The organism is Rheinheimera sp. MM224, from assembly GCF_947090785.1.
Classification (GTDB): domain Bacteria; phylum Pseudomonadota; class Gammaproteobacteria; order Enterobacterales; family Alteromonadaceae; genus Pararheinheimera.
This window is the reverse complement of the sequence record NZ_OX352320.1, coordinates 1,969,110-1,984,309: the sequence shown is the minus strand read 5'-3', so window position 1 is coordinate 1,984,309 and position 15,200 is coordinate 1,969,110. Positions and strand designations below refer to the sequence as shown.

Here is a 15,200-nt window from a genome sequence, read left to right as displayed (position 1 = left end):
ACCTCGTTAGTGGTTTTTGCCCACAGCAAATAATTCAATTAGTGTTAATTTACTTTTTAAACCCATATCCACCAAAGCGGGGAAAACCCCATTCAGGCGAACAAAAATCCGTTCAGGCCAACCGAGAAAACGACGAAGCTCGTTCGACTTCAGCTGCTTAATAAGCTGTTCTGCGACCCAGCCCGGGCTATCCATGCTGTTGCCAAGCTGTTGATTTAACTGCACTACATCGCTGGAGTTAATAGTGGTTTCTGTCGCCCTTGGTGCAAAATACTTCACCTGTATGCCGCTATCGGCCAGTTCACGCTGCAAGGCTTCTGTGAAACCACGCAAACCAAACTTAGTCGCGCAATAACCGGTAAAACCCGGATGACCAATACTGCCAAAGGCAGAACCTACGTTGACGATTTGGCCCTGGCGTTGACGCAACATAGGCAGAAAAATCTGGCACAGTTGCATAGGCACCAGCAGATTAATACTGACCAAGTCATTAAATTGCTGTTGCTGACATAAGCCAAACTGACTGATCCCTGCGTTATTAATCAGCACATCAATGCCACCTTGCTGCTGGCAATACTGCAGCAAGCCCTGTTGCTCTGCTGTGCTGGTTAAATCACAGCAGTAGATCAAGGTTTCAGCTGCCAGTTGGCTTTGTAAGGCACGCAGTTTTTCAACAGAGCGACCGGTTAAAATCAACCGGGCGCCCTCGCCGCTTAATTGCCTGGCCACTTCCGCACCTATGCCACCCGTCGCCCCTGTCAGCAGCACAGTTTTGCCAGCTAACAAGCTCATGCTATTGCCTCCTCAACTACAACTTTTTTAGTCAGGCCATGCGGTTGTTCCAGGCTACGGAATACATCGCCGTATAAGTGAAAAAAGCGTTTGGCGCTATGAATAATCAGCGCCTGATCGGCCGGGTCTGTGATCTTGTCCATCAGGCTTTCAAAAAACTTGATATGGTCCTGATCCAGAGCCCCATGTGAGTTCAGGTAGCTAAATGCTTTGCGTGGTAACTGCAAAGTACCGGCAATTTTGCTGGCCGCTTGTTCTGCTAGAGCTATAGAGGTTCCTTCCAGCACCAGCACCATGCCAAAGAAGCACAATGGATTAACACGACGCACCGAATCATAGGCATAAGACACCATCAGCTCTGTAGCAAAAGCCGGAGTGCTGGCACGGGCCTGCTCTTTGTCATAACCACAAGCTGCTATGTCGTTTAATACCCATTCCTGATGGCCTAATTCTTCTTCAATATATTCAGCTACAGCTTCACGTAGCCATTCTTTTGATTCAGGCAGTAAAGCCCCGACCGACATCAACAGAGGTACTGTGTGTTTGACGTGGTGATAGGCCTGAGTTAAAAAAGCCACATAATGGTCCAGCGTAAAATCGCCGGCGAAAGTACGACGGATCATCGGAGCATCCAGTAAATAAGCACGCTCTGCTTCGGTGGCATTAACCAGCGTTTGATAAAAACTCATAGGATTCTCCTGTTAGATCATTAGAAACAAATAAATTATTGATTTCGCTTTGGTATTTTTTAACTACTTCAGCACGGCGTGGCCGGCCATTGGCTGTTAAAGTGCCGTCGGCTAGTGACAAAGGTTGGCTTAACAGCAAATAAGTTTTGATTTGCGCGTAATCCGGTAACTGCTGGTTGACGTGAGCCAGATAAGCAGGCAACTGCGTTACCGCTTTGGCATCAGCCAGATACAACAAGGCCGCACAATAAGGTTGAGCATCGCCCACCAGCACGGCCTGACGAATTAAACCGCTTTGAGTCAATAAAGCTTCTGGCCATTCAGGGGAAATATTGCGACCCAGGCTTGAGATCAATAAGTTTTTGCGACGGCCCAGAATACGTAACCGGCCTTGTGCATCCAGCTCACCTAAATCACCAGTAAAGACTTTGTCGCTTAGCGACGCCGCATCGCCCAAATAGCCCAGAAATGGCTGTTTCACTACTATTTCGCCATCGATGATTTCAATATCGCGATGAGCTAAAGGCAGGCCCACTAACTCCAGTTCTGTCGCCGTACTTTGACGGGCATCGACACTAGATAAAGCCACCACAGAAGCGCATTCGCTCAGGCCATACCCCTGATACACAGGTAAGCCAAGACGTGCCGCCTGTTGCAATAAAGCGGCGGATACATGAGCACCGCCTACAGCAATAAACTCCAGTGATTCTGGTGCTTGCCAGCCTTGAGCGCGCGCCATCACCAAGAGTTGCAGCAGCTCAGGCACTAAAATCAGACTTTTTGGTGTTGTGCTGCTGATAAGCGCCAGCAAAGCTTGTGGATTACTCAGTTGACTACCACTAAAACCACGCAGTGAATCCGGAGCTATCAGCACTTCGCCACCAGCCAATAAAGGCGCATAAATACCAGCGATATTTTCCAGCAAGGTACTTAAAGGCAATAAACACAAATGCTTAGGCGCGTTTTGGTTGATGCGTTCCAGCAGGCTGTAGGCTACATCCAGCTGACTTTGCGCTGATAAACAGACGCCTTTTGGCTGGCCCGTTGACCCCGAAGTAAAAGTAATTTTCTGACAAGTCTCAGGAATAGTGGCGCCTGGGCTTTGTAACTCGCGCTGATACAACAATAAATCGCCTACTTGTTCCATCAAGGTAAATTCTGACGCGTTTTGCTCTTTGTCTGAAATATAAAAATCAGGCTCCAACTGCGTCATGACATGGGCGAGCTGGCTTTCAGATAAATAAGTAGGCAGCGGCACCAAGAGTAAATCCGCATCCAGACAAGCTAAATCCAACAAGGCCCACTGGGCTGAACTATTCGCCGCCAAGGCAATACGCTGCGCGCCATAACCCAGCAATAATTCCTGCCATAAAGTCATTTGCTTTTTGATTTGAGCCTGCGAATAAGCCAGACCTGTCGCTAAATCTCGTAGTACAGCCGTTGTTGGTAATTCAATACGCATCAGCAGTCCCCTTCTGGTAAACGTGCCACTAACTGATGCAACTGCGGCCAGTGCTGATGCGCTAAAGCTGTTAATTTTTCATCGCTATGAATAAGGTGGGTTACGGCAGCTAAATCCATCACACAAACTTTTGGATTGGTGTCGTAATAACTACCCCAGCTGGCTGCATCTTTGCCTAAAGCTTCAGCTTTGGCTTCGCCAAGCTCTGTCAGCTCAATGCCATGACGGCTTAAAATACCGCGCACCTGAGTGGTAGCTGCACATAACAAATACCGATAATTCAGCTGGTCCAGCGCATAAGCCATCAATACAAACAGCTGCAATAAGCTTTGTCTGTTGATGGCATATAAGTGGCCAATTTCAATCAATTGAGAGCGTTCGGCCTGTATGCCATAAGTAGCAAGTAATTGCTCAACAGGAGCAGGCAGGTAGTGTTCGATAAATAACCCGGTATGAGCTGCACAACGTAAACCAAGCACAGCCTGCCAGTCACCTGCACGGCTTACGCCTAACAAATTGGGCATAAAACTATGTACATCGGCTTGATAAGCTTTGGCAAAACCTGAAGCGATAAACTGCTCAATAGAAGCACGCTGTATGTCAGAGCTTTTTACTAACTGTAACAGCGCTTTGGTGTCAGCGTCTGATTGCGCTGGCAATCTGACAGCAACAGACTGGTCGAACTGATAAGAAGACAACATAAGCACACTCCTGCATACCGATTTAGCATGCAGTGTGCGTCAGGAAGCTTAAAGAAAACTTAAGGAAAAATAAGGTTTCAAGATTTTATTAAAATCGTGTTGAAGCCAAGGGGTTTAGCCGAAGTTTAATCACTACGCCGTTTAACAACCAAAAGCACAGCGCCAAACACCAGCTCTATAGCTGCACCAGTTAATGCAGTGACATAAGGCGGCAAGGCAAGCTGATAGGCGATGAATGCAGCTGCACCAAGACAGGCCCCCAACAGCCAATACAAACGGGTGCCATAGACGCTGGCAAAAATTAAATAGCGACCGCCAATAATCATCAGCACAGCAGGGAAAAACCAGTCCATCCGGAATAACGACAAGCCATAGGCCAGTGGCAGGCACATCAGCATAAAGACTGTGCTTTCCATCGCCAGCGGTGCTAGCTTATTTCCGGCCGAGTGTTTACCTGCTGCTCCCAAAGCACGGTCTATTAAGTTTGAAACCGGAACTATAAAAGAAGCACCAATAAATAATGTCCAGATCGCATGCTGTGGCAAACTAAAACAGGCCACTAGCCCAGCCGTCAGCCAGACCAAACCTGAAGTTATAATGCCGGTTGCGCCCCATAAATAACCACGACGCATATCTTGTTGGAGGTCAGTCAGATTATCCATGTAGAACCTTATCTATAGTGTAGAGAAGCACTGTGTACCCCTGTTATTGCATCACTTTTTTCTAAAGTGATTAGATTCTAAGCTATTGATTATAGAAATCCATTTAATTATTTCATGCCGAAGAGGCTGTGCTTTTTTGCTAACCCACCAACTCATAATAGCTGTCTTTATGCGCCAGATAATACTGCCAGATACTGTCCAGTTGCACTTGATACAAAGCCGGTATGTCTTTATGCTGCAGGCCATGTTCAATCAACAGATCAGCCAGTTGCATAGCTGTTGCCATGGCATTAAAGATGCCTTGCGAAGACAGTGGATCAAAACTCATTGCGGCATCACCAATGGCAAACCAGCCTTCTCCACAGCCTTGCTCCAGTTTCGAAGAATTAGCAGCGACCACGCCATGTAAAGTTTCAGTGCCCGGAATAATCTGCTGCACTAAGGTATTCAGTCCAGGAGCCGTCGCCGCTGCCTGTAAAAATGCAGCACTGGACAGACTTAAGTTTTTATCAAACTGCCCCGCTTGCATCTGCAAAGCAAAAAGCCGGGCCTGGCCTTCTGATTGTTCTGCATCTAACAGACCAGCGCCAATCAGAGGTAATTTAGGCAAAGGAGCGCTGTACCACCACCCTTCTGGCACAGAGCTTAATACACTGATATGTTTCCGGACTTTCACTAAAGCCGTCAGCCAGACCGACAGTTGTTGATCCAGATTCTGCCGACGAACTCCAAGGGTACGGGCAAAGCGGCTGTGCCGACCCGTCGCATCTATCACCAATTGACTGTGCAGTTGCATCGGTTTGTCACTGTGCTGTATATCCAGTACCCAGCCATTCGGTTTTTGTTCACTTTTGCTAAAAGATGCAGGCCAAAGACAAGTAATACCTCGTCTTTGCACTCTATTCCTTAACTGTTGTTCAAATAATTGTCTGTTTAAATGCCAGCCATGACCATCAGGGTTTGTTAATTGATCAACCAATGTTGGAATTTCAGAGCCCCAATAGGACAACAGGCCATGAGAGTTTATATGACCCTCCGTTAATAGATCCAACAGCCCCAGCTTATGCAAAATGCGACCTGCAGCAGGAGCCAGACACTCACCCACTCTGGCTTGGGGTTCACAGTGCTGATCAACCAGCACCACTGAATAAAAAGGCGCCAAAGCAAGGGCGGCAATACAGCCGCCAATGCCAGCGCCCAGGATCACAATTTGTGTGTTGTAATCCGCCACTGTTAACGCCTGCGTAATCTGTTGGCTTTGTCGGTCTGACTTAGATCTGGTCTGCGTTGCTCTGGCGGAAGTCCTTGTAAATCCGCCTGTTGATTGGCTTTGACTTTCAGCAACTGCACAGGTTTTTCCGGTGTGATTCCCACTTGCATCACAGTGGGAAAATGACTGACGCCCGCTTTCGTTTGCGGCAACACCACGGCTAAATCGGCAAAGTGATCAATCATGTTGTTAATTTGCGCCAAATAATCTGTGGTTGGGCCAATGGGCAAATCATCCAGCCAGAATTCACGTTCATTAAAGGCTTGCTCACGCTCAGTCAAAGGCAAACTCTCGTTAATCACTTTGGCGTAGTTGGCCTGATTCAGCATATTGTTTGGCACACGGGCTGGCCAGAAGGTTGGTAAATAGGGGTCGTAAGCCAGGTTATACCCATCACGGCAACTGGCGGTGTCGGTCTGCCACGGAATTGCCATCCAACGCGTAATACCGCCAGCTACCTGCCCACTGCAGATAGGCCCGTTGATTTGCAGCGCAATTTGCGAAGTCATTTCAGGGCCATAGTTAATACCATGAGTGGGTGCAGTATCTTCAGCATGGCGCAACCGAAACGCCTCAGAATACATACCTGCAGTGCGCATAGGCCAGGTCATTTCACAGCCGGGATGAAAAGCATCCGCCAGACAAAACTCCATAGCGGCGCGGGTTAACATATCGGGTTGTTCGCAAACTGGCACTTGTTCCAGTGTCTGTGGTGGTAACTTGTGGGGTTCATAATCAGCAATAAAGTTGCCATTGACCCAATCGGCTAAAGCGCGAAGCTGTAAAGAAGTTAAAGATACGAACTGACGCGGCGACGCACTGGCACTGACGCCCATCGCATCACCATATAGCCAAGGCCATAACTGAGGCGACGCTGCCGCATAAGTGGGATCCCAGCTTTGCTTACTGCCCTGACCATTAGGCGCACTGAATACAGTATCCAGAGAACGGAAATTATGCGCCAGAGTGCGTCGGGCCTCCTGCCAGGTGCTGGATGGATCAGACAAACGCTTCAGCCACTGTTCTGAAGTAAAATCAAAAGCGCTGTTCCAGCCAAAGCCTGCAGCATATCCGGCGTTGACCCACTGTAAATCTGTTAAACGCTGAAAAATCGGCAAAATATCATTGCTAAAAGAAGGACGGCCCGGCATAGGTAATTGACCGGCATCGACAGCTATATCACGCATTAAATCCCACATGGTACGCACCGACTTTTGCATAGGCGCATAGTCAGGCGGCGCACAAACGACCCAAGCCGGCTTCACTGCCAGCGTTTTTCCGCCGTATTGCACCTGCGCAGTAATTGGGCCATCGGATGTATCATCGTACCAGCCTTCGTTATTACCAAAGGTGATGGCGGGTTTACCTTCGGGGTTGGCCGATTTACCATGGCCACCTAACATCAGTAAACGCCCTTCCTCATCAGTGCGCATTTCACCTAAGTAAACGGACACTCCGGTAAATGTGCCGACAAATTGACTGCTGGTACCATCCACATTTTTGCCTGAAATGCTGTTTGCACCACCATCAATCAATAAAGTGCTGCGATCTTTAACCAAGGCATTACGCAGCAAAGAAGGATCAGCTTCTGCCGCTTCAGGAATATCCAAAGCCAGCTGAAACTCGTACCAGGACGCTTTTTGATTCGCCAGCCGCGCAGACCACTCGATTGTCGCGTTGCCTGCTGTTAACTCTTTAACCACCTCTCCTGACGCATCTAAACCATAGACACGAAAACGCGCGGCCTGACGCTTCAGCGCCCCTGTTGCATCCCGATAAAACACCGGATTGGCCGCTACAGGCTGATTGACCTCAGGGCCAATAAAAAACTCTTTTGGGCTATTCCCTACCCGCATCACACCTATAGGCGGATAAATAGCGGCGCTGACAATTTCGGCTTCTGGTTCGTTGCAGGACGAAGAAAAAAGCTGGCTCATAACGATATTCCTTTCACTGGGCTAGTTAGGTTCTGGCTGCTGCGTATGGCTAATGCAGTGCTTTGTTTGGATGATGGAAACACGAAAACCAGCCTAGCCCAATAAGGAACAGATGTAAATGTAAGGTGATATTTTAAAAATAGTCTCTGATGAGATGAAAAAGGATAAAGAAATTTTACTGCCTAATTAGGTTGCGCATCACGCAACCTAATGTATGCTTGTATACAGAAGCTGAGTAAAGGGAGTTGCTTATGCGGGTACGTTTAGATTACGCAACTCAGGAAACAACCTTGGCAGTGATGCAACAGCTGAAGCAGACTCAACCTTTAATATTTAAAGAAATATCCAGAGCAGTCCAGGTATTAGAACACGCCGATCATCTGGAAGCAGTAAAAGAGCTGTATCTGGATGATATGGAGCTAGTAGGTAATAAATTCAGTATCAAGTTTCGCGTGAACTTTCAGTTTGTCGTTGCCGGGTTACTCGGCGAGTATGAAGGTTCAAAGGAAGTGTTGATTAAGATAATGTCGTACGACTAACTGGTATTTACTCTCAAGTACTGACTCAGGTGGTTTAATACAGGTTTTATTATGAAAAAAGATACAGCTTTATTATCAGCAGACTTACGGAATTTGGGGTTAATAGCGGAACCCGAAGGTGCTGGTGTGCATATCAAAGATTTTTTAGTCAGAAAAGGATTAACAGCGGCGGATGCTGCCCGGGATCTAGGTGTAGCCAAATCAACCATCACACGTCTGCTGAATGGTGAAAGCGAGCTGAGTATAGATTTAGCCATCAAACTAAAGAAAACTTACAACGCACCAATAGATTTACTGTTCAGACTGGAAGCAGAATACAAAGCCTGGTGTGTGCATAAGCGTCTGGAAGTTGCTTAAACTCCAAAAGCCATTCAACAATTTTTATCTGTAGTAATAGAGTTTATAAGCATTTCAGTGTACTAAGCAGCAGATCTCCATGCTGAAGATAATCTTTCACAGCAAGCTGCTGCGCTGCCCCTGCCGGGCTATGTATTGTATGAGTTGCAGTTACTACCACCAAAGTACCACCAGAAGCCAAAGCAGCCGCTATACCTATTTCAGCATCTTCAAAAATCAGACTATCGCTGCAACTCACGCCAAGCCGTTTTGCCGCCAGTAAATAACAGTCAGGCGCGGGTTTGCCCTTTTCAACATCTTCGGCCGTGATTAATACGTGTGGAATTGGCAAGCCAGCCGCTTTGAGCCGTGTTAATGCCAGTTCGCGCGGGGCCGAGGTAACTACCGCCCATTTGGACTTTGGTATTTGATTTAAAAATGCCGCGGCGCCAGGTATTTCCTGAACACCTTCCACTTCAGCTATTTCGGCTTGGGTTATGTAAGCAGCTTCTGTAGCAGCATCCACTCCGGCCAGATTTAAACTGGCGATAGTGTCTATCGCTCTTCTGCCATGAATAGTAGGCAAAAAGGTTTCAACATCAATACCATGAGATCTGGCCCACTTGGCCCAGACATTTTCTGCGGCAGCAATAGAATTGATGATGGTGCCGTCCATATCAAATAACATGGCTGAAAAACTTTTGTCAGTTAGCAAATCAGGAGTCATAGCACTGCTGTCCTTTGGTCAAATAAGGTTTAAAACTCAGTACCTTACTTTGCCATAAAACCAAGAGCGAGGACTAGAAGAAATGAGCAAAACCAACAAGACCGTAAGCACTTTTAGCGTAGAATTTTTTCTATGCTTTTCCCCTTAGCTAGCTCATCAATCAGTTTGTCTAAATAGCGGATTTTTTGCATCAAAGGATCCGCAACCTCTTCCACCCGAACACCACAAACCACGCCTTTAATCAAAGTAACATTAGGGTTCATCGCAGGTGCCATATTAAAAAAGGTCTTAAAATCAGTGCCCTGCTCCAGTTGCTGCTGTAATTCGGCAGCACTATAGCCTGTCAGCCAACTGATAATCTGATCCACTTCTGCTTGAGTCCGGCCTTTACGCTCAGCTTTTTGTACATAAAGCGGATAAACAGAGGAAAACTTCATGGTGAAAATGCGGTGTTCAGACATGCTGAATCCTGCCATAGGTGTAATTTACAACTCTTCCACCAGCTTAATATTCTTTTGGTGCTACTTCGAGCAAATGTTCAATCAGCAAACGTAAACGCAGCGGCTGATTGTCACGGTCGCGGTATAACAAATATGTATCGCGTTTTGGTCCTTGCCAGTCTGTGGCAAGTGCAACCAGCCGGCCTTGCTGCATATATTCCTGCACTACCCTGCGAGGCAAATAGCCAATACCTACGCCGGCCTCAATGGCCTGCATCGCTATATTCATATCATCCACCGAAAGCCGGATATTGCCCTGCGGACTATAGTCGATGTGCTGCTGATGCTCCTGATGAATAAATCTCCATACATTGATTGGGCTGCTGACGACCAAAGGATAATTGATTAGCTCTGAGGGATGCTGAATATGATGCCATTGCGTTGCCTGACTACTGGCACAAAGCAAAGATTGCACTAGGGTCAAAGGCCTTGCTATCCATCCCTGCAGAGTTGGTTCGCCAACCCGGATCGCTAAATCTATCGCATGTTCGCCAACATCAATCACCCAGTTCGACATACGAATATCTAAATCAATTTTCGGATAACGTAACTGAAATTGATTTAATGCACTCGCCAGCCAGCGGTACATGGTATTGACAGGCACTGCAATTCTGAGCACACCTGCAGGCTGGTGTTTTTCGGCATGGAGCTCACCGGAAATATCATTCAGTTCACTAAAAAGCGGCCCACAACGCTCCAAATACTGACGACCGGTTCCGGTTAAATTAATACGATGGGCGTCACGATGCAGCAGCCGTAAACCCAAAGCTTGTTCTAAAGCGTTAATACGACGACTTAACGTAGAAGGCGGAATGCCAAGCACAGTCGCAGCCTGACGAAAGCTGCCCGCCTCTGCCACGACCCAAAATAGCCGCATATCATCAAGAGAGTAACTAGGTTTCATTTTTGGAATCTAACCTGCTAATTGTCATTATTTATTTTATTTATGAAATATATAAAATGTAAAGCAAGTTCACCAGCTAAATCAATCCTATGAAACAGCAATCCACTTTTATTACTATTTTATTGTTATTAATCAGTGTCTTTTGTTGGGGAAGTGTGTTTCCTGTCTCAAAAGTAGTACTGGAACATATGTCGCAAAATTCGCTGGTGGTGTGGCGCTTCAGCATTGCTGCATTTTGTTTAGTGCTGTATTTACTGCTCAAAGCCGAACGCTGGCCAAAACTGACGTTACAGCAATACGGCTGGTTGATTGGTATCAGCCTGATAGGCGTGGGTGGTTTTAATTTGCTGTTATTTACCGGGGTTAAACATACAACAGCCACCAATGGCGCTTTGGTGATGGCACTAAGCCCACTCGTCACGCTATTAATGGTGTCGGCCATGTCCCGCAAGTGGATCAGCCGTGCTCAGGCTTTTAGTTTAATGATTGGTTTAGCCGGTGTATTGCTGGTGATCACCAAAGGTAGCTGGCAGGCGCTGCTACAATTTGAATTCAATCAGGGCGATATCACTATTATCACGGCTATGCTGCTATGGTCGGCTTACACAACAGCGTCACAAAAAATGAGCCACTGGTTACCGGTTTTGCCTTTTACCTTGATCAGCATGTTATCCGGAGACGCATTTATTCTGGCCGCCAATAGCCTGCAAGGAGACATCCACCCTATTACCGAACTGTTTAATCTGTCTCTGAACGAGCTGCTGGCTATGCTTTACATAGGCGTATTTGGTACTGTGGTTGGCTATCTGTTTTTCTTAAACGGCGTGCAAAAACTGGGCTCTGCTTCTGCTGCATTGTTCTTTAATTTAATTCCGGTGTTCGCAGCCTTAACCGCAGTGATGATGGGACAAGAAGTCACAGCTATTCAGCTGACAGGTATGGCGATCGTTATGCTTGGTCTGATGTTGCCGCAACTGCTTAAAATGATTCGCCAGCGCTCTGTGCCTCAAGGCTGTGGGGCAAATGGTTAATTTGTAAATATTTGCTGATGCTTAAGTTATACCCTGCATTACGGGCAACAAGTCTCTGAACAGGCTCAGTTGGAGCAAGCCGAAACTTTAGTCTGTTCAGGGCGGAAACCAGAGGGCACTTTACGCAGTACCCTCGTATTTTGACAGTACAGGCGCGACGAATAACAAATAAAGCCGCTATCTGCTGGCTCCTTACTTTGAAACAACAGAGGCAGTCGCAAAAAATACCTTATATTCCTCCTCCAACAGGCTATGTACCCGCCAGAACGCCGCTGGGGTTTTGCCTTCAAGCACATCACGTAATATGTTGAGATGAGTGTGCCAGCCGCCAGCCACGCTCAATCGGTCATCCGGATTGGTCAGCAGGCGGTGGACCACTGTAAGTTTAACCTGCTCGCCCTGCTCTTCCAGCGTGAAACAAACTTCAGATTCGCTGCCAGAACCTTCATTCCAGATGTAACTCAGCTGATGCATTGGATCCCAGGTCGTCACTTTACCCAGCATGGACACAGCTCCGGCGCAGTCCGCGTATTTAGGCGGAGGAAGATCATGCTCAGGGCTAAGCTCTGAATTGCGAAACCTATGTTCCACTTTGCCGCCAATACGAGGGTCAACCTGGCCTTCGGCTAACCATTTCGCACGTTTATCGGATTCAGTCAAGTAGTGCCATACACGTTCAAGCGGGCCTGGCAGCAAACGTTCCAACTTGAGTACATCGGGAGCAAGGAGTACACCATAATCAGACATTTCGAACATCCTTCTGTGAAGTGGCTCAAGCCCTGTTGCCTGAACCAAGGGGTGACAAACTAACCAGAATGCTCGCGTCTATTTAGCCAAACCCTTGATAAGCAGCCAGATTTTACTCTGCTGTATCGTCAGTATTCAGCGCTGTAACCAGAGCGTCCAGTCGTTGATTCCAGAACTTCTCGTAATGGCGTAACCATTCCATACCACCAACCATAGGACCAGTGTCCAGCCGGCAGGTGTGATTACGTCCTTCAATGCTTCGCACCACCAACCCAGCGCCCTCCAGCACTTTGATATGCTTAGAGATAGCAGCCAGTGTCATAGCAAAAGGTGCCGCCAGCTCGCTGATACCACAAGGCGCTTGCGCCAGCCTTGCGATAATAGCCCGTCGTGTTGGATCAGCCAGAGCATGAAACACGGCATCCAGTTGTGTACTTTGAATGTTTACCATATGGTTAAGTATCCTCGCGTTATTATTAATTGTCAACCATTTGGTTAATTATTATAGGTAAGAAAAGTTTGCCCGTATTTTCTGAAGTTGTATAACTGACTGCGGTACTCGCTCAGAAAGATGCCAGTGGTTACGAGACTTGCTTTATTTTGTCTTTGGCCAGTTCAATCACGGCATGACCTAGCTGCACCAGAGTGGCAAAATTGGGGGTTGTTTCTGGCTTTAAGGAGCGATAAGCACTGGTTCGACTCTTAATACCGGCTTTGGCAATGACCTGACTATGACCAAATTGCTCCACGTAAGAGCGAACAGCGGCCTGCAAAATATCAGGTCGCCCTTCCTGCATCGAATCCCATGACGCCTGTTTAATCACAGTTTCCATCTCTTTTACATCAAAGCTGGTCTCTATGGTTTTATGTTCGCCTTGGGTGATAGCTCGCAATGTCGCAGCCGATAATTCGTTGCCACTCCAGTTTAATGAGCCATCAGTAGTTAAAGAGAACTTCTTAAAATCTGAAACCTCTGCAAATGGTGTTTTGCTGAAATACAACGACAAATCAGCCAGTCCCTGATAACCGTCGTTAAAGGTCAGTTCCAGTTTATGGTCGCCAATCCAATCTACATCTATGACTTTTAACATACACCACCCATATCATCTAACTTGCCGGGGTTCTGACCTTGGACTGATTTTTGCCACATCCGCAGCAATTGTTGCGGATGGGTAACCCCATTGGAACTGTAAAGATCAACACGTTCTTATAAACTCAAACATTTAGGCCTTAATTCGGCAGAATCCTTGTGCCAAACATAAATATACAATCACCTGCTAGTTGATGAGATTGTAAAGGCACTAACCTTAATGTTCTAATTTTACTAACGTTGTCTTCCTCTATGCCTTTAACTATTTCGTAATAACGATAAGCACTTTCACCTTGCATTGGCCGTAATTCAATATAAGGATGCTGACGATATTCCCAAACACCTTTTGAGAGCAACGAATCGACTTTATTCCAATGCATACCAAAAAACTGATACTCCCCAGTTTCTTTCAACTCAATAGACACGCCCTTATCACACTCGACTGACTGATACGAATTTACTAAATCAACTTTTTGAGTCCTATTCTTATCATTTTTCATCGGTATCAAAAATAGAGCAATCGAACTTTTTGTATACCAATGATTCCCCGATACAAGGGGAGAAACAGATTCTATTTTCAGACCCAAGGAATTCATGCCATCCGCTACCACATCAATACTATTTACATCCGATATCATAGGGGAATACAACAATGTAGAGTCAGTAACGTTCATAGGAAACTCAAGATCATTAGGAATAACAGTAAACCCCAACTTCTCCAACTCCACCATAACTGCTTCTTTTTCCGTCTCTTGCAAATACTTCGCATACACGTGAACTTGGGTCTTACTCGCACAACCGATTAAAATTAAGATAGCCACTGACAAAAATATTTTTTTGAAAATTCTCTGCATATAATTCCTACGATACATTTAAAAATATCCAATAATTGAGCAAAAGCAGCGAAAACAAATCTTCGTCCTGAATCTGGACTCCAATTTGAAGAGGAATGTGCCCAAGAGAAATGTTGAAAAATGCTCTTTAGGGTCAGGTCTTGCATCGTGCCCCATCAAAATGGAAACACACCAGAAAATCAGCTAATTAAGAAAACAATAACCAATTCAAACATAGCCACCAGTTCTAAAACACTTAATGGCAACGCACGGGGCAAGACTTGACCCCATCGGCTCTAAGAATTACTAAATGATGCAATATATGCTTAAATTAGAGCTATTATCCGCGTTAAAAAGCAACCCTCGTCTGTCGTGCCCCTTCCCTCTTTGTGCGTAGATGTAATTCCCACCTTCGAAAGATAACGGTTCAATCAAGTGATACCCGACGAAACTTTCACTAACCATAGAGCCATCAGTAAGCTTTATATAGAACTTTTCGGGAAATAGTGGTTTAACCCCATCCGGATACCGAGGGTATACTTTAGTTTTGATAAAAAACTTCTTCATTTCTTCTTTGTCATTAGCAATGTTCCCGTAATCTGGGAAAACGTAATATGCCGCGTAAAAAGCATTTCGACTACGCTGAAGGAAATCAATTGCAATGAGATCTTCTGTGCCGTCCGCTTGAATATCAAATATGGAAAACCACAATGTATAATCACTTGGATTATATTGATCTATCCGTTCACCTAAGAATAACTTTTTCTTCTTAATACTTATTTCTCTAAAGTCACGATATTTTCCATTTAAAACTTCTTCCTTTAGTTGCTTGCAGAAAGACGCCTCCAAATAAGGAACAATTTCGCGTTCCTTACCATTAAGCTCAAACAAAAAAAGTGAGGATAAAAATAAAATAATAAAAGACCTAGACATATTTCCCCCAAATTATTCAGAAAAAATCAATCGCCTTGTGGCGCCAT

Annotated in this window: 18 protein-coding genes; 3 read left to right on the top strand and 15 right to left on the bottom strand. The window is 46.0% G+C overall.

Annotated elements, in window-relative coordinates; all coding sequences use genetic code 11:
* Window positions 1-6 precede the first annotated feature (6 nt).
* The 7 genes from OM978_RS09410 to OM978_RS09380 all read right to left on the bottom strand — a co-directional run bounded on the left by OM978_RS09410 (window position 7) and on the right by OM978_RS09380 (window position 7,513).
* On the bottom strand, window positions 7-792 hold the full coding sequence (locus tag OM978_RS09410) for an SDR family oxidoreductase (protein ID WP_264346629.1): 786 nt from the start codon (window positions 790-792) through the stop codon (window positions 7-9).
* The gene (locus OM978_RS09405; RefSeq protein WP_264346628.1) at window positions 789-1,481 is read right to left on the bottom strand and encodes a TenA family transcriptional regulator; all 693 of its coding nucleotides are present in this window, start codon (window positions 1,479-1,481) and stop codon (window positions 789-791) included. Before OM978_RS09405 ends, OM978_RS09410 begins: the two co-directional genes overlap by 4 nt.
* Window positions 1,456-2,943, bottom strand: coding sequence for an AMP-binding protein (locus OM978_RS09400; protein WP_264346627.1), 1,488 nt, complete (start codon window positions 2,941-2,943; stop codon window positions 1,456-1,458). Before OM978_RS09400 ends, OM978_RS09405 begins: the two co-directional genes overlap by 26 nt.
* The gene (locus OM978_RS09395) at window positions 2,943-3,644 is read right to left on the bottom strand and encodes a thermostable hemolysin (protein WP_264346626.1); all 702 of its coding nucleotides are present in this window, start codon (window positions 3,642-3,644) and stop codon (window positions 2,943-2,945) included. The genes OM978_RS09400 and OM978_RS09395 overlap by 1 nt, the downstream gene beginning before the upstream one ends.
* 125 nt (window positions 3,645-3,769) lie before the next feature.
* Complete coding sequence (locus tag OM978_RS09390) at window positions 3,770-4,306, bottom strand: DUF7010 family protein (RefSeq protein WP_264346625.1); 537 nt, start codon at window positions 4,304-4,306, stop codon at window positions 3,770-3,772.
* A gap of 139 nt (window positions 4,307-4,445) precedes the next feature.
* Window positions 4,446-5,537 (bottom strand): NAD(P)/FAD-dependent oxidoreductase, encoded by a 1,092-nt coding sequence (locus OM978_RS09385; protein ID WP_264346624.1) that lies wholly within the window; start codon window positions 5,535-5,537, stop codon window positions 4,446-4,448.
* Between the two features lie 2 nt (window positions 5,538-5,539).
* Window positions 5,540-7,513, bottom strand: coding sequence for a LodA/GoxA family CTQ-dependent oxidase (locus OM978_RS09380; protein ID WP_264346623.1), 1,974 nt, complete (start codon window positions 7,511-7,513; stop codon window positions 5,540-5,542).
* A 251-nt stretch (window positions 7,514-7,764) separates the two neighbouring features.
* Between OM978_RS09380 and OM978_RS09375 the strand changes: the two genes are divergently transcribed.
* Both OM978_RS09375 and OM978_RS09370 read left to right on the top strand, forming a co-directional pair.
* Window positions 7,765-8,052, top strand: coding sequence for a hypothetical protein (locus OM978_RS09375; protein ID WP_264346622.1), 288 nt, complete (start codon window positions 7,765-7,767; stop codon window positions 8,050-8,052).
* A gap of 51 nt (window positions 8,053-8,103) precedes the next feature.
* The gene (locus OM978_RS09370; protein WP_264346621.1) at window positions 8,104-8,409 is read left to right on the top strand and encodes a helix-turn-helix transcriptional regulator; all 306 of its coding nucleotides are present in this window, start codon (window positions 8,104-8,106) and stop codon (window positions 8,407-8,409) included.
* A 43-nt stretch (window positions 8,410-8,452) separates the two neighbouring features.
* Here OM978_RS09370 and OM978_RS09365 read toward each other — a convergent pair whose 3' ends face one another.
* The 3 genes from OM978_RS09365 to OM978_RS09355 form a co-directional block, all read right to left on the bottom strand.
* Window positions 8,453-9,115 (bottom strand): HAD-IA family hydrolase, encoded by a 663-nt coding sequence (locus tag OM978_RS09365; protein WP_264346620.1) that lies wholly within the window; start codon window positions 9,113-9,115, stop codon window positions 8,453-8,455.
* 113 nt (window positions 9,116-9,228) lie between these two features.
* The gene (locus OM978_RS09360; RefSeq protein WP_264346619.1) at window positions 9,229-9,576 is read right to left on the bottom strand and encodes a DUF2200 domain-containing protein; all 348 of its coding nucleotides are present in this window, start codon (window positions 9,574-9,576) and stop codon (window positions 9,229-9,231) included.
* Between the two features lie 43 nt (window positions 9,577-9,619).
* Window positions 9,620-10,519 (bottom strand): LysR family transcriptional regulator, encoded by a 900-nt coding sequence (locus tag OM978_RS09355; RefSeq protein WP_264346618.1) that lies wholly within the window; start codon window positions 10,517-10,519, stop codon window positions 9,620-9,622.
* An 89-nt stretch (window positions 10,520-10,608) separates the two neighbouring features.
* On the opposite strand from OM978_RS09355, the gene OM978_RS09350 reads away from it, so the two are divergent.
* The gene (locus tag OM978_RS09350) at window positions 10,609-11,550 is read left to right on the top strand and encodes a DMT family transporter (RefSeq protein ID WP_264346617.1); all 942 of its coding nucleotides are present in this window, start codon (window positions 10,609-10,611) and stop codon (window positions 11,548-11,550) included.
* A 192-nt stretch (window positions 11,551-11,742) separates the two neighbouring features.
* Here OM978_RS09350 and OM978_RS09345 read toward each other — a convergent pair whose 3' ends face one another.
* The 5 genes from OM978_RS09345 to OM978_RS09325 form a co-directional block, all read right to left on the bottom strand.
* Window positions 11,743-12,297: an SRPBCC family protein gene (locus tag OM978_RS09345; RefSeq protein ID WP_264346616.1), complete on the bottom strand. Its 555-nt coding sequence runs from the start codon at window positions 12,295-12,297 to the stop codon at window positions 11,743-11,745.
* Window positions 12,298-12,409: 112 nt separating this feature from the next.
* The gene (locus OM978_RS09340; RefSeq protein WP_264346615.1) at window positions 12,410-12,748 is read right to left on the bottom strand and encodes an ArsR/SmtB family transcription factor; all 339 of its coding nucleotides are present in this window, start codon (window positions 12,746-12,748) and stop codon (window positions 12,410-12,412) included.
* Between the two features lie 130 nt (window positions 12,749-12,878).
* Window positions 12,879-13,388: a DUF2442 domain-containing protein gene (locus OM978_RS09335; protein WP_264346614.1), complete on the bottom strand. Its 510-nt coding sequence runs from the start codon at window positions 13,386-13,388 to the stop codon at window positions 12,879-12,881.
* Window positions 13,389-13,527: 139 nt separating this feature from the next.
* On the bottom strand, window positions 13,528-14,241 hold the full coding sequence (locus tag OM978_RS09330) for a hypothetical protein (protein ID WP_264346613.1): 714 nt from the start codon (window positions 14,239-14,241) through the stop codon (window positions 13,528-13,530).
* A 285-nt stretch (window positions 14,242-14,526) separates the two neighbouring features.
* Window positions 14,527-15,153, bottom strand: coding sequence for a hypothetical protein (locus OM978_RS09325; protein WP_264346611.1), 627 nt, complete (start codon window positions 15,151-15,153; stop codon window positions 14,527-14,529).
* Window positions 15,154-15,200: the final 47 nt, after the last annotated feature.